Origin of the sequence: Pseudomonas sp. PLB05, from assembly GCF_021106615.1 — a bacterium.
Classification (GTDB): Bacteria; Pseudomonadota; Gammaproteobacteria; order Pseudomonadales; family Pseudomonadaceae; genus Chryseomonas; species Chryseomonas benzopyrenica.
Genome location: NZ_JAJOHO010000001.1, coordinates 712824 through 732939 on the forward strand (window position 1 = coordinate 712824; position 20116 = coordinate 732939).

The following is a 20116-nucleotide window of genomic DNA, read 5'->3' on the forward strand; positions in this document are numbered from 1 at the left end:
CAGCTGTGGTGTTTAGAAGAAGGGGTGAGAGGCCTTGAGCATCAGGGCGCTGTCGCAATAAGTGTTGTGACCCGAATACACCGAGCAGTCGGCGCCTCTCAGGCTGGTGCCGCTGTAGGTCAGGTTGAACAGGGTGTTAACCCACTTGCGACTCAGATTCACCGACCAGTCATTGAAGCTGCGCACCATGCCGCCGCTGTCGAGGGTGGTGGGCATGTCCAGCACATAGTTGGTGTACTTGAGCGAGACCCCGGTCTTGATCAGCGGCAGGGTACCCAGGTCGGCGTAGAGCGAGGCGTTCTGGCGTCCGGGGTCATTGGCAAAGGCCGCGCCCAGGCGCTTGCCATAGACGGTCATGCCGGAATACAGCTCGCGGCTGGGATCGACGTTCTGGATCAGGTTGCTGTAGTTGATCACACCCAGTTCGTAGCCGTAGCCGGGCGCGAAGCGATGCTTGTAGCCCGCATAGGTATCCATCTCCAGCAGGGGCGCTTCTGCGGACGAGGCGTTGTTGGTCGTCCACTGGCCGAAGTACAGACCGCTGTCATGGGTGAGATCGAAGCCGCCGCCCATGCCGGCGGAGTTCGGCGCGACCAGGCCCTGAGCCATGCTGCGGGACGGCGCCGTGCTCATCTTCAGAGCGAAATCCCCCACCTCGCGCTGCATGCCCCAGCTGGCCGCCATCACCGGGCTGCCCAGGAGTCCGAGGACGAGAAATAGAGGTAAGGATCTGTTCATGGAAGCACTCCCGCCGTGCTGGTGACGCGCCTGATGAAAGTAATGGAGATAACAACAAGCAGGGAAAACATCGGAGTGCGGACACCCTGATGACATCGTTGTTATTGGATGAGGAACCGCGGCTAACCCGTTATCACTCTGGGATGATAACCAACGAAGGCAGTGTTTTTTCACCATTCGTCAGGTTTCGAGAGGTGGATTGAACTCGCCACGCAGATCAAGACAGACAGATTTGTTATGGGTTCCAATAACAATCGGCATCTGGCCAATCAGTGACGTCTGCTAGCTGACATCTCTGGCAGGCAGCCTAGAGACATACTTTCTGACAAAGCTCAGCCCTGTTGCGACGAACAACCGCAGCCCTGTGGATTGAATCGGTCGGTGAAGACTCAATATTGTGGAGGAGGGCAGCAAGCCCTGCCCGCTGTAGCTGTCCCTGACTGAGCGCTGGCTCGAGGAGTTTCCATGAACGACCGTATACAAGCTCTGATGCTGGACCTGCTCGCCCGACTCGGCCTGGTGAAGGCCATCCCGATTTCCAGCCGCGAGCGCGAGCAGTTGGCTGCCCACCGGCGTCGCACGCAGCTGCGTCGCTAAGCGACCTCGGCAGTGGCGGGTACGAACCTGGGTGGCTGGCGCCGCCTGGTTCGCACGGGGTCCCCAGGCAGGGACCCGAGGCCTACTTGAGATTGCCGCTGAGGAACTGGCGCAGACGTTCGCTCCGCGGACTCGCCAGTACTTCGCTTGGCGGCCCTTCTTCCTCCACCACCCCCTGGTGCAGGAATAGCACTTGGGAAGACACCTCCCGTGCGAAGGCCATCTCGTGGGTCACCATGAGCATGGTGCGACCTTCTTCCGCGAGAGCGCGAATGACCTTGAGCACCTCGCCGACCAATTCCGGGTCGAGCGCCGAGGTAGGTTCATCGAACAACATGATCTCCGGTTCCATCGCCAGGGCGCGGGCGATGGCGACCCGCTGCTGCTGACCACCGGAGAGGAAGGCTGGATATTGGTCAGCCACGCGTGCCGGTAGACCGACCTTCTCCAGATAGGTGCGTGCACGGTCCTCGGCTTCCGCCTTGCCCACACCCAGGGCCTTGCGCGGCGCCAGGGTGATGTTGTCCAGCACGCTCAGGTGACTCCAGAGATTGAAATGCTGGAAGACCATGGCCAGGCGCGTGCGCAGGTTCTGCAGCTGAGCCGCATCGGCCACCCGCACCGCGCCGTGGTCATCGGCCATGCGGATGGGCTCGCCGTCCAGGGTCATGGTCACGGCGTTGGGCTGCTCGAGGAAGTTGATGCAGCGCAGGAAGGTGCTCTTGCCGGAGCCGCTGGCGCCGATCAGGCTGACCACATCGCCGGTCTTGGCCTTGAGCGAGACGCCCTTGAGCACTTCGTGGTCGCCGTAACGCTTGTGCAGGCCTTCGACGGTCAGTTTGTACATGGATAGGGATTCCACAGCTGAAAAGGGGTAGGGGTCACGGCGAGAGCAGGTAGCCGCTGCGATAGGCCTCGGTGCCCGCCACGTGGGCGATCACCATGCCAGCCGTGGCCATGCGGCGATTGGAGCGCGCATAGAGGATGCCAGCGACGGCGCTGCGGACCTCCTCCACGCGATCGCTGATGGGGTCGATGACCTGCGCCAGCACCTGACCGACCTCGATGCGCTCGCCTACCTGGGCCTTGAGTACCAGCACGCCCCCCTGGGCGCTCGCCACGGGCTCGACCGCCGCCAGGGGCGTGGCCGGTTGCAGCAGGGGCGGCAGCGGTGCGGCGACGCCGCTCAGGAAGCCCTGATGACGCAGGTAGTTGACTATGGCCTCGGCGTCCGCCGCGGCGAGTTCGTCGCGCACGTCCAGCTGGCCGCGCAGTTCCAGGGTCACCGACAGGCTGCCCAGCGGCAGCCGCTCGCCGAAGCGCTGGTGGAGATTCCACCAGAGCAGGGTGAAGCATTCGTCGAAGGACTGGCCGCCCGAGTCGGTGGCGAGCAGGCTGGCCTCGGAACCGAAGTAACGCGCCAGCGGCTCCACCTGGGGCCAGGCTTCCGGCGTGGTGTAGAGGTGGGCGACGGCGTCGAAATCGCAATGCAGGTCGAGCACCACCTCGGCGTCGCAGGCCATGCGCTGCAGGGTCAGGCGTTGGCTGTCGAGCTGGGTACTGGCGGTTTCGGCGGCCAGGGCCGTGCGGAAGGCCTCGCGTACCAGGGCCTGGTTGGCGGCCACGTCGTCACCCAGGCGCTCGGCGATGGCGGCTTCGACCTGGGCGGTCATGTCGCGGAAGCGGCGGTTGAAGTTCTGGCCCGTTTCCAGCTCGTAGCGACCCAGGTGCACGTCGGCGACCTGCTGGTCCTGGCCGATGGGGTTGGCCACTGGCACCAGCACCACCTCCGCCAGCAGCTCATCGGCGGCTTCCAGCGCCCGGAGACGCTGCTTGAGGTGCCAGGCGGTGAGCATGCCGGGCAATTCGTCGGCATGCAGCGAGGCCTGGATATAGACCTTGCGGCCACTCTCGGCGGGGCCGAAGTGGAAGCTGTGGATGCAGCGCTCGGTGCCCGGGACCGGGGCGACCAGCGGATGGGTGAGATGGCGCATGACAACTCCGGGGCCGCGCCAGGCGCGGCCGCTTGGGTCAGTGGGTCGGGCCGAGGAAGGCCAGCCAGCGGCGCTCCGCCAGGCGGAACAGGCCGATCAGGATGAAGGACACCGCCAGGTACAGCAACGCGGCCAGGCCGAAGGCCTGGAAGGTCAGGAAGGTGGCGGTGTTGGCATCGCGGGCGATCTTGAGCAGGTCCGGCACCGTGGCGGTAAAGGCCAGGGTGGTGGAGTGCAGCATCATGATGACTTCGTTGCTGTAGAAGGGCAGCGAGCGGCGCAGCGCCGAAGGCAGGATCACGTGCACGTACAGCCGCCAGCCGTCCAGGCCATAGGCCTTGGCCGCCTCGACTTCGCCATGGGGCGTGTTGCGGATGGCCCCCGCGAAGATCTCCGTGGTGTAGGCGCAGGTGTTCAGGGCGAAGGCCAGGATGGTGCAGTTCAGGCCGTCACGGAAGAAGCTGCCCAGCATGGGCTGGTCACGCACGAAGCCCAGGCTGTAGATGCCGGTGTAGCAGATCAGCAGCTGCAGATAGAGCGGGGTGCCACGAAAGACGTAGGTGTAGAAGCCGATCGGCCAGCGCAGCCAGCGGCGCTCGGACACCCGGGCTACCGACAGGGGCACCGAAACGACGAAGCCGATCACCACCGAGGCCACCAGCAGCCAGAGGGTCATGGCCAGGCCGGTGATGTGGTAGCCATCGGTCCACAGCAGGGGCTTCCAGTATTGCAGGAGGAGTTCGATCATCGCTTGGCCTCCCGCACGCCGACGTGATAGCGCCGTTCCAGGGCCCCGAGGATGGCGTTGGTCACGGCGGTGATGAGCAGATAGATGACGCCGGCGACGATCAGGAAGTAGAACAGCTTGAAGGTGCCCTTGCCGGCTTCCTGGGACGCGCGGACCAGATCGGCCAGGCCGATGATGGAGACCAGCGCGGTGGCCTTGAGCAACACCTGCCAGTTGTTGCCGATACCAGGCAGGGCGAATCTCATCATCTGCGGAAAGGTGATCAGGGTGAAGGTCTGCCAGCGGGTCAGGCCATAGGCCACGGCAGCCTCGCCCTGACCGCGCGGCACGGCGAGGATGGCGCCGCGAAAGGTCTCGGTGAAGTAGGCGCCGTAGATGAAACCGAGGGTGGCGACACCGGCGGCCATGGGATCGATGTCGATGTAATCCCAACCCATGTAGTCGGTAAGGGCGCCCAGCCAGTTCTGCAGGCTGTAGAAGATCAGCAGCATCAGCACCAGATCGGGCACGCCACGGATCAGGGTGGTGTAGCTCTGGGCAATGAAGCGCAGGGGGGCGAGGCGCGACAGCTTGGCCGAGGCGCCGAGCAGGCCGAGGATGACCGCCACCACCAGCGCGAAGCCGGCGAGCTTGAGGGTCGTCAGGGTGCCTTCCAGGATCAGCGGGCCGTAGCCATGCAGGCTGAGCGTGCCCAGTCCGATGGACTGCAAGAAGGAGTCGAAGGAATTCTGCTGCATGCGTCTTGGGAGAATCGCCTGGTGAGGCCGCGGGCACGGTGAGCGCCAACGGTCATACGTAAAACGCCCCCGGTGGCACCGGGGGCGTCTGCCGAGCGAACCTTACTTGGGATCGTAGAGGTTCAGGTCGCCGAAGTACTTCTTCTGGATCTTGTCATAGGTACCGTCGGCGTGGATGGCCGCGATGCCCTTGTTGACGAAGGTCTTGAACTCGTCGTTGCCCTTGCGAATACCGACGGCGGTATCGGCCGGCAGCAGCTCGTCGTGGATGGCGGTGTTGACGTAGCCCTTGCCCTGGGGCGACTTCATGAAGCCACCCTCGGCCTGCAGCATGTCCTGCATGGCGACGTCGATACGGCCGGACACCAGGTCGGCATAGACCTGATCCTGGTTCTGGTAGCTCTGGACGTTGACGCCGTTGGGCGCCAGCTTCTGCTTGGCGAAGGTTTCCTGGATGGTGCCCTGCTGCACGCCGACGGTCTTGCCCTTCAGGCTTTCCGGAGTGGCCTGCAGGTTGGAGCCTTCCTTGACGACCATGGAGGAGGGACCCGACCACAGCAGGTCGGAGAAGTCGATCTGTTCGGCACGGGCCGGGGTCTTGGTCAGCGAGGATAGGATGCCGTCGAACTTGCGCGCCCGCAGGCCGGGGATCAGGCCGTCGAAGTCACTCACCACCCACTTGCACTTCACTTCCAGCTTTTCGCAGATGGCGTTGCCCAGTTCGATGTCGAAGCCGACGAAGCTGCCATCGGCGGCCTGGGATTCGAAAGGCGGGTAGGTGGTGTCCACACCGAAGCGGATCTCTTTCCATTCCTTGGCCATCGCCGAACCGGCGGCCAGACACAGGGCGAGCGCAGAGAGAGTCAGCCAGCTTTTTTTCATGTCGGATCCTAGTGCGAATGTGGATGAAATCATGGCGCCAGTACGACGCCCGTGCCCTCGCGGGAGCAATAAGCTTACCAGTCGGCGAAGATCGTCCCAAATCTGTACGCGGTTGCCGCGTTGGTTACATCCTGTCGCAGCCGACCCAGCCGAGCGGCGCGCATTATGCACCGGAAAGGCGCGGCTTTCCTGCCCAGGGCGGACGAACGCACCGCTTTGGGTCTAAAAAGATACGCCTGCGCCAAAGGTGGGCAGAAAGGTAGCAGAAGAGCCGATTCGATAAGACATCGTATCTGCTCGGTAGCAATAGCGGCGTGTGGCTGTGTGCAAAGGAAACGGGAGTGAGGCGAGATGACCTGCCGGGAAAATGCGATGACCTCTGGCGTGCTCTGCGGCTTTCTGCCGCGACCGCTGGGAACGGGGTTGCACAGCTACCACAAGGCCCTGGGCTAGCCGGTGGCGCGAGGCCTGGGCAGGCTATTGGCGCTGATCGCCCTGGCCGCGCTCTATGGGGCGCTGCATGACCAGCTCAGCTACCGCATAGGTCCGGACTACTTCCACTGCCTGAAATTTCCGCAGTTCGGTTTGCTCGACACCGATGTGGCGCGCTGGCGAGCGGCGAGGGTCGGCCTTCACGCTGGCGCGGTGGCAGGCCTGCCGCTGGGTCTGGCGCTGCTCTGGCTGGCGCGCGGGCGTGCTGGCATGGAGCGCTATCTCTGGCGCGGCAGCGCGGCCGTCCTGTTCGGAGCCTTGAGCTTCGCCTTTCTGGGCCTGGGCCTGGGCTGGCTCGTCCTGGAGCTGGGCAGCGTGCAGCGGGTTCCTGCCTGCGTGCAGGACAGCCGTGGCTTCCTGCTGGCGGCCTGGATGCACGATGGCAGCTACCTGGGTGCCTTGTTGGGGTTGCTGGTGTTCGCCTGGCGCAACCGGCGGCGTCGCTGAAGGCGGGCGAGTCCTCGTTCGACGCCCGCTTCCAGCGCCAGGAACAGCAGGGCGACCGCACCGCCCAGCAGGGTGCTGCCGATCCGTTCCCGGGCGATGCTCGCCTCGGGTGCGCCGGCCAGGGCCACCATCAGCACCGTGGTGCCGGTGATGAACAGCGTCTGCAGCGAGTAGCGCCCGTCCTGCAGCAGATAGGCGCCCGCCGCGCACAGCAGGCAGGCACCGGCCAGGACGGCGGGCGTATCGTCGAGCCAGACCACCGCGCCCGCCAGCAGGCAGCCGGCCAGGGTGCCGCCCAGCCGACCCAGGCCGCGCCGCCAGGTGTCGCCCAGTCGCGGCTTGAGCACCAGCAGGGCGGTCATGGGCGCCCAGTAGCCGTGGCCGTAGTCGAGCAGGCCGGTCAGGGTCTGGCAGAGGGCGACCACGGCGGCCGCATAGAAGCCGTAGCGGCCGAGCCGTAACCTGTCGGCGAACAGGGCTACCACTTCCCAGAGATGGGCCTTCAGGGAGCCGGTGCGCAGCCGCCACTGGGAGCGGTAGAGGGCCTTTTGCACCAGGGCGAAAAGCAGCAGTTGCAGCAGCCCACCGCCCAGCACCAGGCCGCCCCGCAGCAAGGCTTGCTGCAGATCACCGGGAAAGCCACCAGCGACCAGCAGGGCCACCGTCCACTGCTGGGTGATCCACCAGGGGCCGTTGCCGACGGCGAACAGCCAGGCGCAGCAGGCGGCCCAGAGGGCGCCGGCCATGACCAGCGCCGGCAGCTGATGGCCCAGCAGGGAGCCAACCACGGCAGAAAAGGCCATCCCCAGCGCCGCCACCAGCATGGGCGCCAAGGGTTCTGCGGCAAAGCTCTTGTAGGCGCCGAAGCCGACGGTATAGGCGCCACCCAGGGCTACCACGCAAGGCAGCCAAGTCCCCGTCCACCAGCCGGCAAGCAGGATCGCCGCCAAGGCCGGGAGGCAAGCGAGCGCCAAGGCCCAGCGGGGTTCCTGCGGCGCGCCTATGGCACCATCGGCTACCGGTGGCGGTGCCTGGCCGGTCATCCGCTAGGCCAGCAGCTGCTGCAGGATGTCGAGGGTATCGGCTTCGGCCACCGGCTTGTCGTGGCGCCAGCGCAGCATCCGCGGAAAGCGCACGGCGACGCCGCTCTTGTGGCGCTTGGACAGGGCGATGCCCTCGAAACCCAGCTCGAACACCAGGGTCGGCTCGACACTGCGTACCGGGCCGAACTTCTCCACCGTGGTGCGGCGGACGATGGCATCCACCTTGCGCATCTCCTCGTCGGTAAGCCCCGAATAGGCCTTGGCGAAGGGCACTAGGGTACGTTCGCTGCTCTCCGGCGGACCGTCCCAGACGGCGAAGGTGTAGTCGGAATAGAGACTGGCACGCCGCCCATGGCCGCGCTGGGCATAGATGAGCACCGCATCCACCGAGAAGGGATCGACCTTCCATTTCCACCAGGTGCCCATGTCCTTGGTACGACCGACGCCATAGAGCGAATCCTGGGCCTTGAGCATCATGCCTTCGACCCCCAGGGTGCGTGAGGCCTCGCGCTGGCGGGCGAGATCCTGCCAGTCTTTGCCGTGCAGCAGCGGCGAGGGGCGCAGCAGCGGACTGGCACAGCGCGCCACCACCCGTTCCAGCTCGGCGCGGCGCTGACGTTGCGGCTGGCTGCGCAGGTCGTGGCCCTGCCATTCGAGCAGGTCGTAGGCGAGCAGGATGACCGGTACGTCTTCGAGGATCTTCTTGCCCAGGGTCTTGCGGCCGATGCGTTGCTGCAGCAGGGCGAAGGGCTGCACGCCGAAGGGGATGGGCGCGGCCGGATCCTGGTCATCCTGGTGCTCGCTGACCTCCTCACTGCTGAGCAGGGTGTCGGGGGCGGCGTCTTCCTTCCAGACCACGATCTCGCCGTCGATGACGGTACCGTCGGGCAGCGATTCCGCGAGGGGATGCAGTTCGGGAAAGCGATCGGTGACCAGGTCTTCGCCCCGCGACCAGATCCACAGGCGACCGTCGCGCTTGACCAACTGGGCGCGGATACCGTCCCACTTCCATTCCACCTGCCAGTCTTCGGCCGGGCCCAGTTGCGCCTCGAACTGCTCCACCGGCAGTTGCAGGGCGTGGGCGAGAAAGAACGGATAGGGTTGACCACCCCGCTGGGCATGCTCATCCGGGCTTTCCGGAGCGACCAGTCGGGCATAGCCCTCGGCGGTGGGGCGATGGGAGAGATCGGTATAGCCCACCAGGCGCTGGGCGACGCGCTTGGGATCCAGGTCCGCCAGGGTGGCCAGGGCGCGGGTCACCAGCAGCTTGGAGACACCGACGCGGAACTCACCGGTGATCAGCTTGATGCAGACCATCAGACTCTGGCGATCCAGCTGGCCCCAGAGCGGCGGCAGCCGCTCGGCCAGCTCTTCCGGCGGCAGCCCGCGCAGGGGCAGCAGGTATTCCTCCAGCCAGAAGGCCAAGCCTTCGGCATTGGCGGCATCGGCGGTGGGAATCAGCAGCGCCATGGTCTCGGCCAGGTCGCCGACCGCCTGGTAGCTCTCCTCGAACAGCCATTCGGGCAGGCCGGAGAGCGCCATGGTCAGCTCGCGCAGCTGCCGGGTCGGCACCAGGCGCCGGGGGCGGCCGCCGGCGAGGAAATACACCGCCCAGGCGGCATCCGCGGCCGGGGCGCTGCCGAAGTAGTCCACCAGGGCGGCCAGCTTGGCATTGCTGGAGGTAGTGGCGTCGAGACGGCCATAGAGTTCGGCGAAGGCCTTCATGCCTGGGCCTCCGCGGCGACGGGGGTATCGTCTTCCTCACCGTATTCGGTGGTGAAGCCCTGGGCGTCCAGACCCTGATCGCGCAGATAGCGCACCAGGGTGGCCACCGAACCATGGGTGACCATCACCCTCTCGGCGCCGGTCTGCTCGATGGCCCACAGCAGGCCCGGCCAGTCGGCGTGGTCGGAGAGCACGAAGCCACGATCCACTCCGCGCCGACGGCGGGTGCCGCGCAGCATCATCCAGCCGCTGGCGAAGGCATCGCTGTGCTCGCCGAAGCGGCGGATCCAGGTGCTGCCGCCGGCCGAGGGCGGGGCGATGATCAGCGCCTGGCGCAACGTGGGGTCGCTCTTCTTGAAATCGCCGGCATAGTGGGTCTCGGGGATGCGAATCCCGGCCTCGCGATAGACCCGGTTCAGGGGTTCCACCGCGCCATGGGCGAGGATGGGGCCGATCTCCGGATCCAGGCCGTGCAGGAGCCGCTGCGCCTTGCCGAAGGCATAGCTGTAGAGGACGCTGGCCAGTCCCTGGGCCTGGTTGGCGCGCCACCATTCATTGACCTCGGCGAAGATCTCCGCCTGGGGTCGCCAGCGATAGATCGGCAAGCCAAAGGTGGATTCGGTGATGAAGGTATGGCAGCGCACCGGCTCGAAGGGGGTGCAGGTGCCATCGGGCTCCACCTTGTAATCACCCGAGGCCACCCAGACCTCGCCACGGTATTCCAGGCGCACTTGCGCCGAGCCCAGCACATGGCCGGCCGGATGGAAGCTCAGTTTGACCCCGTGGTGGTCGATGACCTCGCCGTATTCCAGGGTCTGGAGGTTGATGTCCGCCCCCAGCCGGGCGCGCAGGATGCCGGCACTGCCCGAGGTGGCGAGATAGTGACCGTTGCCTACCCGGGCATGGTCGCCGTGGCCATGGGTGATGACCGAGCGCTCCACCGGATGCCAGGGATCGATGTAGAAGTCGCCGGGCGGGCAATAGAGGCCGTCCGGGCGGGCGATGACGAGGTCCATGGGCGCCGCTCTGCTGGGGGATTACCCATAGGAACGGCGGCGGGGTGCCTGAGTTCGCCGCTCAGGCCTGGGCGGCGAAGCTCAGCGCCTGTTGCAGAGCCGCCTGGCCCACCACCTCGCCGATCACCAGGATCGCCGGACTGCGGAGCTGAAAGAGCGTGGCGTCCACCTGCAGATCCTGCAGGGTCGAGCGGCACTCGCGTTGGCTGGGCAGGGAGGCGTTCTCGATCATGGCTACGGGGGTTGTCAGCGCGAGACCACCATCCAGCAGACCCTGCTGAATCTCGGCCAGACGCGCCACGCCCATGTAGACCACCAGGGTGGTACCAGTGGCCGCCAGGGCGGGCCAGTTGGGCGCGCTGTCGTCCTGGGTGTGGGCGGTGACCAGGGTCACGCCGCGGGCCACGCCCCTCAGGGTCAGGGAGATGCCGCAGGCGGTGGCGCCGGCCAGGCCGGCAGTGATGCCATTGACGATCTCGCTGCTGACGCCGCGGGCGGCCAGCCATTCGGCTTCCTCGCCAGCACGCCCGAAGATGCAGGGATCGCCACCCTTGAGCCGGGCCACGCAACGGCCCTGGCGGGCGTAACGCAGCATCAGCCGGTGGATGAAGGCCTGGGGCGTGGAGCGACAGCCGCCGCGCTTGCCGACGCGGATCACCCGGGCGGTCGGGCAGTGTTCGAGCACCGCCGGATTGACCAGGTCATCGATCATCACCACTTCGGCCTCGCCCAGGGCGCGTACCGCCTTGAGAGTCAGCAACTCGGGATCGCCGGGGCCGGCGCCGATCAACCAGACTTTCCCGCTCATGTAGTGACCTCTCGTAGTCAGGGTGGCGACTGTAACGCAAAAAAAAGGCGTCCCGCTGCAAGCAGCTGGGACGCCTTTGTCCAAAGGGTCTTTCCTCGCCGTTGAAGAAAGACCGCTGATAGCTAGCAGGGTGCACGCTTCATGCCAGCTGCCGCCTGCCCGCATTCTGCGGTGATCCGAGCCGATAGCCACCGACGGCTGCCCTCTTTCGAGGCGGTGTGCCTCGAAAGGGGGCGCGATCAGGCCACTGCGCCGGGGTGGCTGTGCTTTTCATAGAGAAAGCTCAGCACCGCGTGGCGATAGCCGTTGTAGCGCGGATCGTCCACCAGGGTGATGCGATCGCGAGGCCGCGGCAGGTCGATGGTGAGGATTTCGCCGATGGTGGCCGCCGGGCCGTTGGTCATCATGACGATGCGATCCGAGAGCAGTACCGCCTCGTCCACGTCGTGGGTGATCATCATCACCGTATTGCGCAATTCGCTCTGGATGCGCATCACTTCGTCCTGCAGATGCGCCCGGGTGAGGGCATCCAGGGCGCCGAAGGGTTCGTCCAGCAAGAGCACCTTGGGCTGCATGGCCAGGGCGCGGGCGATGCCGACCCGCTGCTTCATACCGCCGGAGATTTCGCTGGGCCTTTTGTGCAGGGCATGGCCCATGTTGACCATTTCCAGGTTGTGCAGCGTCCAGGCGTGGCGTTCGGCCTTGCTCTTGGTGCCCTTGAACACCTTGTCCACCGCCAGGGCGACATTCTCGTAGACGGTCAGCCAGGGCAGCAACGAATGGTTCTGGAACACCAGGCTGCGCTCGGGACCCGGACCGCGGACCTCGCGATTCTCCAGCAGGATCGAGCCGGAGGTCGGCTCGATCAGGCCGGCGACGATGTTGAGCACCGTGGACTTGCCGCAGCCGGAGTGGCCGATGATGGAGATGTACTCGCCGTGCTCGATCTTGAGATTGACGTCGCGCAGCACCGTGGAGGTGAGGCCGTTGCGGGTGAAGCTCTTGTCGATATGCTCGATGCTCAGATAGGGCTGGGCCATGATGGGAATCCTCTAGTGTGGTGCTTCAGAAGTTCGCGCAAGAATTGGCGAGTGATTTTTGTTCGGTTTGGCGCCCCGAGCGGGCTAGGCGCCGCGACGAGTCATAGCAGGGCTATGGCGAGGAGTGGCAACGCCGCCCGGGGCGGTCCGCCGCTGCGGGCAAAAAGCGCCGCCAAAATTGGGTAGATAGCTTCTGAAACACCGCACTAGTTCGCGGTGCCGCGGGTGACCAGACGACCGATGAAGGCCACCAGCCGGTCGAGCAGGAAGCCGATGACGCCGACGTAGACCAACGCCAGGATGATGTCGCTGATGCGCGAGGCGTTCCAGGCATCCCAGATGAAGAAGCCGATGCCGACGCCGCCGATCAGCATCTCGGCGGCGATGATGGCCAGCCAGGACAGGCCGACGCCGATGCGCAGGCCGGAGAAGATGTAGGGCGCCGCCGCCGGCAGCATGATCTTCTGGAAGTACTCCCAGCCATTGAGGCGCAGCACCCGCGCCACGTTGCGGTAGTCCTCGGGAATGTTGCGGATGCCTACCGAGGTATTGATGATGATCGGCCAGATGGCGGTGATGAAGATGACGAACAGGGCCGAGGGATGGCTGTCCTTGAAGCCGGCCAGGGACAGCGGCAGCCAGGCCAGCGGTGGCACGGTGCGCAGCACCTGGAACAACGGATCGAGGCCGCGCATGGCCCAGACCGATTGCCCCACCAGCACGCCCAGGGCGATGCCCGCCACCGCGGCCAGCAGATAGCCGTAGGCGACGCGCTCGAGGCTGGCCAGCAGTTGCCAGGCCATGCCCACGTCGTTGCCGCCATTGTCGTAGAAGGGCTGGGTGATCAGCTCCCAGGTGTCGCTGACCACCTGGCTCGGCGGCGGCAAGGCCGCGCCGGGACGGCTGCACAGCAGCTGCCAGACAATCAGTAGCAGGGCGCTCACCACCAGCGGGGGCAGGCCATTGCGTAGCACCTGCTGGCCAAGCCGACGCAGGCGGGTTTGCGGGCGAAAGGTGGCGAGGGCCTTGGGTAGCCGGGTGTGGGCGTTCATGGGCGAAACTCCTCTGGCAAAAGGGGGGGGACGTCAGACCTTGAGCGTCAGGCTGGCGAGATAGGCCTTGGGATCGGCGGGATCGAACACCTTGCCGTCGAAGAAGGTTTCCGTGCCGCGCGAGTTGCCGCTGGGGATGTCGCCGGTCGGCACGCCGATGGCCGCCGCCGCTTCGCGCCAGAGATCGGCGCGGTTGACCTTGGCGATCAGCCCCTGGGCATCCAGAGCGCCGGGCAGATAGCCCCAGCGCTGGTTCTCGGTGATGAACCAGAGATCGTGGCTCTGATAGGGGAAGGAGGCGTGCTCGTTCCAGAACTTCATCACGTGCGGGCTGTTCTGCACGACCCGGCCGGTGCCGTAGTCGAAGGTGCCCTGCAGGCGGCCGACCACGTCGTCGGCGGGCGCGCCAATCCAGCGGCGCTTGGCACAGATCTCGGCGACCTTGGCCTTGTTGGCCGCCACGTCGCAATACTGCTGAGCCTCCAGCACCGCCTTGAGCAGTGCCAGGGTGGCCCGGGGATTGGCCTGGACGTAGTCGGCGCGCAGGGCCAGGGCCTTCTCTGGGTGGTTGGCCCAGAGTTCGCCGGTGGTCAGGGCGCTGTAGCCGATGTTCTGCTTGATCAGCTGGGCGTTCCAGGGCTCGCCGACGCAGAAGGTGTCCATGTTGCCCACCTTCATGTTGGCCACCATCTGCGCCGGGGGCACTACCAAAGTGGTGATGTCCCGATTCGGATCTATGCCATTGGCCGCCAGCCAGTAGCGGATCCAGAGATCATGGGTACCGCCGGGAAAGGTCATGGCCGCCGAGGTTTTCTTGCCGGCGGCGTGGCGGGCGGCCAGGGCGCTCTTGAAGCCACTGGCGTCGAGGCCGATCTTCTGCTCCCGGTAGTCGTTGGACAAGGAGATACCCTGGCCGTCGACGTTCAGGCGGGCCAACAGCGCCATGGGCAACGGCTGGCCATTGGGGGTGATCTTGCCGGCGGCCAGCTGATAGACCATGGGCGTGAGGATATGGGCGCCGTCGATACCGTTGGCTGCCGAGCCCAGCACCAGGTTGTCGCGGGTGGTGCCCCAGGAGGACTGCTTGAGCACCTCCACCTCGGTCATGCCGTACTTGGCGAACAGTCCCAGCTCATCGGCGACGAACAGCGGGGCGGCATCGGTGAGGGCGATGAAGCCGAGCTTGGCCTTGGTCGTCTCCACGGTATCGCTGCCCGCTGCCCAGGCGGCGGATTTCAGACCGGGCGGCAGCAGACTGAGGGCCGCGCCCGCGCCCAGCATACCGAGCGACTGCTTGAGGAAACTGCGGCGGGGGAGTCCACGACCGGCCTGGTCATCGTTACGGGAGTTGTCGTCCATCGTCTGTCCTTAATGCGCGGGCATAAAAAAAGGCGCCCACGCTCGGCAGCCATAGCTGCGAGGGTGGACGCCGTCGTCCGGGAGATGCTGTGGGAGCGAAACTCGCTCAGGAGGGTGATTGCAGAGACCGTGCCAAGCGCCGAATGGCGGCTTTGCTGGAGATGAGGTGCCGTCTGGCGCACAGTGGCGGGGCGAATCCCTGCCGATGTGCGCCGTCCGGGCGCACGCTGCGCTATCAGCCGGGCTGCGCCAGGATCCGGCGGACCACCTCGGCCAAGGCCACGCCGCTGCGCATCGCCAGGCGCTGCAGATGCTGATGAGCCTCGGCTTCGGGCAGCGCCAACTGCTCCATGAGACGCTGCTTGGCGCGCTCCAGCAGCTTGCGTTCGGCCAGCGCTTGGCGAGTCTCCTGCAATTCCGCCTCGACCTCGTGCAGCCGCCGGGTCTGGGCCTGCAGCAGGTCGAGGATGCCGGCGGGCGCCTCGCCCGGCCCCGCGTCGCTCACCGGATTGGCCGCCAGGCTGAACAGCAGCGGCTGACCCGGTTCGCGGTCGAGTTCGGCCAGCCGCCGCGACAGTTTGCGATGGCTGTCGAGATCGGCCTGGGCGTCCCTGATGCTGGCCGCGCACCGGGTCCGCAAGGCCGCCACCAGATGCTGGGCCACTGCCTGCATGGCATCCAGACGACGGGTATTGAGCTCGAACCAGAGCTCGGCGAGGACCCCTGCCACCGGCGTGGTCGGTGAGGTGCGCCGGGCCATGGTGCGCAGCTGTTCGATCTGCTGCCGTGAGGCGCAGCCCTGGACCTCGTCCCAGATGGCGGCTGCCCGGGCGTCGGCGTGGTCGAGGAAGCCGGCGAAGCAGCGCAGCTGGCCACCGTCCAGTTCATCCAGGCGCGCCAGCAGATCCTGGTCGAAGTAGCCCTGGGCGAAGCCGACGACGCCCACCGCCCGAGCCTGGCCCGCCAGTTCCTTGCCCTGCATGAAGTTGAACAGGGCGACCAGCGCGCGGCTCAAACCTGGATCGCTGGCCGTGTCCGCCGCCTCGAAGATGACCGCCAGCAGGCTGCCGATCAGGTGCGAGAAGGTACCCGTGGCCTGCTGCATCTGCACCCGGCGTTCGACGATGGCGCGTCTCAGGCCGCTCAGGCCATCGAGCAGGTGCAGGACACAGGCGATGCGATTGAGCAGCCGGGGCCGTTCCTGGGTCACCCTGGCATCGAGGGCCTCCAGGCAGGCGCGCAGCCCGGCCTCGCTGTGACGCGCGGTCGTCGAATGCTGCTCCAGCGCGGTGCGGTAGCGATCGTTGCCGGTACCCAGCAGAACATTGCTGAAACCCCGCTCGCGCTGCAGGTCATGCACCAGTTCACTGGCGCGTTCCACCAGCTCGCACGTCAGGGCGAGCCCTTCCAGCTGCTGCAATTCGCAGCGCCGCGCCGCGAGCATGAAGCGCAGGGCGGGGGGCATCTGGTGATCGGACATGGCGCGGGCTCAGACAGGGTGCTGGCCAGTGGCCTGCAAAAGCTGCTCCACTTCGTCGCGCGATCAGTGCCGATAGAGCCAGAGCAGTATCAGCAAAAGATTCAGCGTCAGCGAACAGGTCGCCACGATCTGCCAGGTGCGCAGGGGATCGCGCTGCAGCAGCGGCAGGGGGCGGGTCAGGAGTTGGCGTTCGCCTTGTTCCAACAGCAGCAGGGCTTCTTCGGCGGTTTCGAAGCGATCGCCCGGCTCTACCGCCACGGCGCGTTGCAGCCAGTCTTCCAGCCAGGCCGGCGCATCCGGGCGCCGGCGCAGGACGCTGGCGGGCGCGCCGAAGCGTGGGCGCTGGAAGGGTTCCACCTCGCCGTAGGGATAGCCGCCGGTCAGCAGTAGGTAGAGGGTCACGCCAGCGGCATAGAGATCCTGGGCCGGACTCGGCGCGGCGCCCTCGAAGGACTCCGGAGCGCGGTAGCTGGGGGTGCCCGGGCTGTCCTGCAGATCCTGGGACAGTTGCGGGCAATAGGCCAGGCCGAAATCCAGCAGGCGCAGCTCACCGTCCTGCCCACGATGCAGATTGTCCGGCTTGATGTCACGATGGAGGATGTTGCGTCGGTGCAGCTGGCCGAGGGCACGCAACAGGCGCGAGGCGACGTCCAGCCAGTCGGCCAGCGCCAGGGGTCCGTCGCTGGCCAGCTGTTGTGCCAGGGTGCGCCCGGGATACTCGCGCTGCACGAAATAGAGATGGGCGCGCTGGGGCAGCGGATGCACCTCGACGAAGGCGCGACCGGCGACGCGGCGCAGGAACCATTCCTCCATGAGCAGAGCATGACCGGCCAGGGTGTCGAATTGCAGCGCCGCGGGCAGGGTCTTGAGCAGCCAGGGGCGGCCAGCTTCGTCCCTGACCCTATAGAGCAGCGATTGCCGCGATTCGGCCAGACGCTCCACCACCGTCCAGCCTTCGAAGGCCTGGCCGGGCTTCAAGGCGGGCAGCGGCGGCCAGGTATCGGCATTGGCCAGGGTGTCGGCCAGGGAGATGTCGGGCAGGCGGTCGACCCGCACCAGCAGGGCGCTGGCGTTGTCCTGGCCGCCGGCATGCAGGGCCCCGGCCACCAGCGCCTGGGCGGTGGCATCCAGGTCCGTCACGCCATCGACCAGGATATGCCTCATGCTGTCTTCGCCCAGTGCCGCCCAGACGCCGTCACTCACCAGCAGCAGGGTTTCGCCGGCGTCCAGCTCGCCTTCGCGAAAATCCACCACCAGGTGGTTCTCCAGCCCCAGGGCCCGAGTCAGCACATGCTGCATGCCGGCCTGCTGCCAGACGTGGTCGACGGTGAGACAGGTCAGCCGACCGCCATACCAGCGATAGGCACGGCAGTCGCCGACATGGGCCAGGGTGTAGCGCCGCCCGCGGATCACCAGGGCGGTAAGGGTCGTCAGCAGTGGCTGGCCATTGCCGGCGGCCTGCAGCCAGCGATTCTGCGCCAGCAGCAGCCGTTCCAGAGCCTGGGCCACCGGCCAGGTCTCCGGCGTGGAGTAGTAGTCCTGGGCCAGGGCCTGGAGCGTCGCGCGCGCGGCCAGGCCACCGTCCGGACAGCCGCTGACGCCATCGGCCAGGGCGAACAGATGTCCCTTGGTCGCCGCCAGGGCCGCACTGGGCTGGACGCTGCGCAAGGCGTCCTGGTTTTCCTTGCGCGGACCGGTCGCGGTGGCTTCGGCAAAGGCGAGTTCTAGGGGCATGGAAGGGGCGCTGACAGGGAGGGGCGACAGCCGATGCAAAAGCGATACCCGTTCACCGGACGCCCCCGGCCCCTCACCAGATTTCCACGCGTTTCTCGTTCGGTCGGACCATGGCATCGCCCGCCTTGCAGCTGAACGCCTGGGCAAAGGACGGCATGTTGGACGGCGCGCCGATGGCGCGGAATCTCATGGGCGCATGGGGGTCGGTGTTGAGCGAGAGGCGTAGCTGTTCCTCACGCACGGAGCTGCGCCAGACCCGTGCCCAGTTGAGGAAGAAGCGCTGCTGCTGGGTGTAGCCGTCGACGGTGCGGTTGGCTTCCTCCGGCTTCTTCGCCAGCGCCAGTTGCAGGGCGTCGTAGGCTGCATTGATGCCGCCGAGATCACCGATGTTCTCGCCCAGGGTGAGCTTGCCGTTGACGTGCAGGTCCGGGTGGTCCGGCAGCGGACGATAGTTGTCGAATTGCTCCACCAGCTTGCCGGTGCGGGCTTCGAAGGCCTTGCGATCGGCCGGGGTCCACCAGTCCACCTGGTTGCCGGCGCCGTCGAACTTGCTGCCCTGGTCGTCGAAACCATGGCTGGCCTCGTGACCGATCACTGCGCCGATACCGCCGTAGTTGATGGCATCGTCGCCGTCCGGATAGAAGAACGGCGGCTGCAGGATGGCGGCGGGGAAGTTGATGGTGTTGTCGGTGGGGCTGTAGTAGGCATTGACCGTCTGCGGGTACATGCCCCATTCCTGGCGGTCGGTGGGCTTGCCGATCTTGTCCAGGTCATGGCGATAGTTGAAGCGCGAGGCGGCTTCCAGGTTGGCGTAGAAGCCCTGGGGCTTGAGGGTCAGGCCGCTCCAGTCGCGCCAGCGCTCGGGATAGCTGATCTTGGGCAGGAAGCTGTCCCACTTGGCCAGCGCCTTCTGCTTGGTCTCGGGGCTCATCCAGTCGAGCTGCTCGATGCGCGCCTTGAGCGCCAGCATCACGTTGTCCACCAGCTCCTGGGCGCGGGCCTTGGCCTGGGGCGAGAAGTGCTCTTGCACATAGAGCTGGCCAAGGCCTTCGCCCATGGCACCGTTGACCGCGCGCAGCACCCGCTTCCAGCGTTCGCTCTGTTGCTGCTGGCCGCTTAGGGTCTTCTGGTTGAAGTCGAAGCTCTCCTGCTGGAAGGGTTTGGACAGCAGCGGCGCCGCATCGTCGATCACATGGGCGCGCAGATAGGCCTGCCATTGCTCGATGGGGGTCTCGGCCAGCATCCGGTCGAATTCGGCGAAGAAGCCGGGCTGGGACAAGGAAAAGCCCTGCTGGCCAGTGACGCCCTGGCTGGCGAAGAAGGCTTGCCAGTCGAAGTGCGGCGTGACCTTGTTGGCTTCGGCGAAGCTGAGGTAGTGATACTGATTCTCCGGATTGCGCAGCTCCACCGGCTTGACGGAAGCCCGCGCCAGGCGACTTTCGAAGGCCAGCACCAGTTCGGCCTGGGCGGCCGCCTTGTCCTTGGGCACTCCGGTCAGCACCAGCAGCCGGGCGATATGGCCGAGATAGGCCTGGCGCAGCTTCGCGTAGTCGGCTTGGGTGTAATAGTCGGGCGTGGGCAGGCCCAGGCCTCCCTGGTAGGCGTAGGCGATCTGCTGCTTGGCATTCTGATAGTCGGCGCCGGAACCGAAGGAGAACACCTGCATATCGCCACGGGCGAAGCTCTGTTGCAGGTACTTCACCACGTCGGCCGTGGTGCGTAACTCATCGATGGCGGCCAGTTGCGCCTGGATCGGCTGATAGCCGGCGCGCTCGATGGCGGCTTCGTCCATGCCCGAGCGATACAGCCAGCCGATCTTCTGTTCTACCGAACCCGCTTCCGCGCGATCCGCCGAGCGCGCGGCACGTTGCAGGATGGCGTGCTGGTCGTTGAGCGATTTTTCCCCCAGGGCCATGAAGGAACCCCAGCGCGACTTGTCCGGCGGGATGGGGTTGGCCGCCACCCACTTGGCATTGACGAAGGTGTCGAGGTCGGTACAGGCAGTTGCCGGGTCACCCAGTTCGGTGACGTCGAAGACAGGGGCGGCGAAAGCCTGGCTGCCAAGCAGCAGGCCGATGGTCAGGGCGAGGGGTTTCAACGCAGGCATGGGAGAAAGCGGTCTCCAGAAAAGGGCAGAAGAAGGCAGAGTAGGGGTCGAGGGTAGCGGTCGCGGTGCGACCCTGCCAAGGGCGGGTGTTTCACCGGGGCCAGAAACGACGATCCC

General features: G+C 66.2%; 18 protein-coding genes. 2 read left to right on the top strand and 16 right to left on the bottom strand.

Annotated elements, in window-relative coordinates; all coding sequences use genetic code 11:
- Positions 1-12: 12 nt before the first annotated feature.
- Positions 13-738 (bottom strand): TorF family putative porin, encoded by a 726-nt coding sequence (locus LRS53_RS03320; protein WP_026083989.1) that lies wholly within the window; start codon positions 736-738, stop codon positions 13-15.
- 465 nt (positions 739-1203) lie between these two features.
- On the opposite strand from LRS53_RS03320, the gene LRS53_RS23585 reads away from it, so the two are divergent.
- A complete protein-coding gene (locus LRS53_RS23585; RefSeq protein ID WP_269216620.1) occupies positions 1204-1335 on the top strand; it encodes a hypothetical protein in 132 nt (43 codons plus the stop codon).
- An 82-nt stretch (positions 1336-1417) separates the two neighbouring features.
- On the opposite strand, the gene LRS53_RS03325 is transcribed toward LRS53_RS23585, so the two are convergent.
- The 5 genes from LRS53_RS03325 to LRS53_RS03345 form a co-directional block, all read right to left on the bottom strand.
- Positions 1418-2182, bottom strand: coding sequence for an ABC transporter ATP-binding protein (locus tag LRS53_RS03325; protein WP_231354927.1), 765 nt, complete (start codon positions 2180-2182; stop codon positions 1418-1420).
- A 34-nt stretch (positions 2183-2216) separates the two neighbouring features.
- Entirely contained in the window at positions 2217-3329 is a 1113-nt protein-coding gene (locus LRS53_RS03330) for a succinylglutamate desuccinylase/aspartoacylase family protein (RefSeq protein WP_231354928.1), read from the bottom strand.
- Positions 3330-3366: 37 nt separating this feature from the next.
- Positions 3367-4077, bottom strand: coding sequence for an ABC transporter permease (locus tag LRS53_RS03335; protein ID WP_231354929.1), 711 nt, complete (start codon positions 4075-4077; stop codon positions 3367-3369).
- The gene (locus LRS53_RS03340) at positions 4074-4814 is read right to left on the bottom strand and encodes an ABC transporter permease (protein WP_231354930.1); all 741 of its coding nucleotides are present in this window, start codon (positions 4812-4814) and stop codon (positions 4074-4076) included. Before LRS53_RS03340 ends, LRS53_RS03335 begins: the two co-directional genes overlap by 4 nt.
- A gap of 102 nt (positions 4815-4916) precedes the next feature.
- Positions 4917-5696: an ABC transporter substrate-binding protein gene (locus LRS53_RS03345; RefSeq protein WP_064308980.1), complete on the bottom strand. Its 780-nt coding sequence runs from the start codon at positions 5694-5696 to the stop codon at positions 4917-4919.
- Between the two features lie 456 nt (positions 5697-6152).
- Here LRS53_RS03345 and LRS53_RS03350 point away from each other — a divergent pair, with 456 nt between their 5' ends.
- Entirely contained in the window at positions 6153-6635 is a 483-nt protein-coding gene (locus tag LRS53_RS03350) for a hypothetical protein (protein WP_231354931.1), read from the top strand.
- Here LRS53_RS03350 and LRS53_RS03355 read toward each other — a convergent pair.
- From LRS53_RS03355 to LRS53_RS03400, 10 genes are all read right to left on the bottom strand, one after another.
- Entirely contained in the window at positions 6575-7609 is a 1035-nt protein-coding gene (locus LRS53_RS03355) for an FUSC family protein (protein WP_231354932.1), read from the bottom strand. The genes LRS53_RS03350 and LRS53_RS03355 overlap by 61 nt on opposite strands.
- Before the next feature lie 72 nt (positions 7610-7681).
- Positions 7682-9403, bottom strand: coding sequence for an ATP-dependent DNA ligase (locus LRS53_RS03360; RefSeq protein ID WP_064308984.1), 1722 nt, complete (start codon positions 9401-9403; stop codon positions 7682-7684).
- Complete coding sequence (locus tag LRS53_RS03365) at positions 9400-10419, bottom strand: ligase-associated DNA damage response exonuclease (RefSeq protein WP_064308985.1); 1020 nt, start codon at positions 10417-10419, stop codon at positions 9400-9402. The genes LRS53_RS03360 and LRS53_RS03365 overlap by 4 nt, the downstream gene beginning before the upstream one ends.
- A 61-nt stretch (positions 10420-10480) precedes the next feature.
- Entirely contained in the window at positions 10481-11227 is a 747-nt protein-coding gene (cobA, locus tag LRS53_RS03370) for a uroporphyrinogen-III C-methyltransferase (RefSeq protein WP_064308986.1), read from the bottom strand.
- Positions 11228-11466: 239 nt separating this feature from the next.
- Positions 11467-12267 carry an ABC transporter ATP-binding protein gene (locus LRS53_RS03375; protein ID WP_064308987.1) on the bottom strand — a complete coding sequence of 267 codons (801 nt, stop codon included), beginning with the start codon at positions 12265-12267 and terminating at the stop codon, positions 11467-11469.
- Between the two features lie 206 nt (positions 12268-12473).
- A complete protein-coding gene (ntrB, locus tag LRS53_RS03380) occupies positions 12474-13319 on the bottom strand; it encodes a nitrate ABC transporter permease (protein ID WP_231354933.1) in 846 nt (281 codons plus the stop codon).
- Between the two features lie 33 nt (positions 13320-13352).
- Positions 13353-14678, bottom strand: coding sequence for a CmpA/NrtA family ABC transporter substrate-binding protein (locus LRS53_RS03385; RefSeq protein WP_231354934.1), 1326 nt, complete (start codon positions 14676-14678; stop codon positions 13353-13355).
- A gap of 235 nt (positions 14679-14913) precedes the next feature.
- Entirely contained in the window at positions 14914-16158 is a 1245-nt protein-coding gene (locus LRS53_RS03390) for a nitrate- and nitrite sensing domain-containing protein (protein ID WP_160924454.1), read from the bottom strand.
- Between the two features lie 63 nt (positions 16159-16221).
- Positions 16222-17892, bottom strand: coding sequence for a bifunctional protein-serine/threonine kinase/phosphatase (locus LRS53_RS03395; protein ID WP_231354935.1), 1671 nt, complete (start codon positions 17890-17892; stop codon positions 16222-16224).
- Between the two features lie 73 nt (positions 17893-17965).
- The gene (locus tag LRS53_RS03400) at positions 17966-19999 is read right to left on the bottom strand and encodes a M13 family metallopeptidase (RefSeq protein WP_231354936.1); all 2034 of its coding nucleotides are present in this window, start codon (positions 19997-19999) and stop codon (positions 17966-17968) included.
- Positions 20000-20116 lie beyond the last annotated feature (117 nt).

Excerpts from the sequence above, each read along its gene's own strand:
- LRS53_RS03320 (WP_026083989.1), bottom strand. The coding sequence starts at position 738 with ATGAACAGATCCTTACCTCTATTTCTCGTCCTCGGACTCCTGGGCAGC.
- LRS53_RS23585 (WP_269216620.1), top strand. The coding sequence starts at position 1,204 with ATGAACGACCGTATACAAGCTCTGATGCTGGACCTGCTCGCCCGACTC.
- LRS53_RS03325 (WP_231354927.1), bottom strand. The coding sequence starts at position 2,182 with ATGTACAAACTGACCGTCGAAGGCCTGCACAAGCGTTACGGCGACCAC.
- LRS53_RS03330 (WP_231354928.1), bottom strand. The coding sequence starts at position 3,329 with ATGCGCCATCTCACCCATCCGCTGGTCGCCCCGGTCCCGGGCACCGAG.
- LRS53_RS03335 (WP_231354929.1), bottom strand. The coding sequence starts at position 4,077 with ATGATCGAACTCCTCCTGCAATACTGGAAGCCCCTGCTGTGGACCGAT.
- LRS53_RS03340 (WP_231354930.1), bottom strand. The coding sequence starts at position 4,814 with ATGCAGCAGAATTCCTTCGACTCCTTCTTGCAGTCCATCGGACTGGGC.
- LRS53_RS03345 (WP_064308980.1), bottom strand. The coding sequence starts at position 5,696 with ATGAAAAAAAGCTGGCTGACTCTCTCTGCGCTCGCCCTGTGTCTGGCC.
- LRS53_RS03360 (WP_064308984.1), bottom strand. The coding sequence starts at position 9,403 with ATGAAGGCCTTCGCCGAACTCTATGGCCGTCTCGACGCCACTACCTCC.
- LRS53_RS03365 (WP_064308985.1), bottom strand. The coding sequence starts at position 10,419 with ATGGACCTCGTCATCGCCCGCCCGGACGGCCTCTATTGCCCGCCCGGC.
- cobA (WP_064308986.1), bottom strand. The coding sequence starts at position 11,227 with ATGAGCGGGAAAGTCTGGTTGATCGGCGCCGGCCCCGGCGATCCCGAG.
- LRS53_RS03375 (WP_064308987.1), bottom strand. The coding sequence starts at position 12,267 with ATGGCCCAGCCCTATCTGAGCATCGAGCATATCGACAAGAGCTTCACC.
- ntrB (WP_231354933.1), bottom strand. The coding sequence starts at position 13,319 with ATGAACGCCCACACCCGGCTACCCAAGGCCCTCGCCACCTTTCGCCCG.
- LRS53_RS03385 (WP_231354934.1), bottom strand. The coding sequence starts at position 14,678 with ATGGACGACAACTCCCGTAACGATGACCAGGCCGGTCGTGGACTCCCC.
- LRS53_RS03390 (WP_160924454.1), bottom strand. The coding sequence starts at position 16,158 with ATGTCCGATCACCAGATGCCCCCCGCCCTGCGCTTCATGCTCGCGGCG.
- LRS53_RS03395 (WP_231354935.1), bottom strand. The coding sequence starts at position 17,892 with ATGCCCCTAGAACTCGCCTTTGCCGAAGCCACCGCGACCGGTCCGCGC.
- LRS53_RS03400 (WP_231354936.1), bottom strand. The coding sequence starts at position 19,999 with ATGCCTGCGTTGAAACCCCTCGCCCTGACCATCGGCCTGCTGCTTGGC.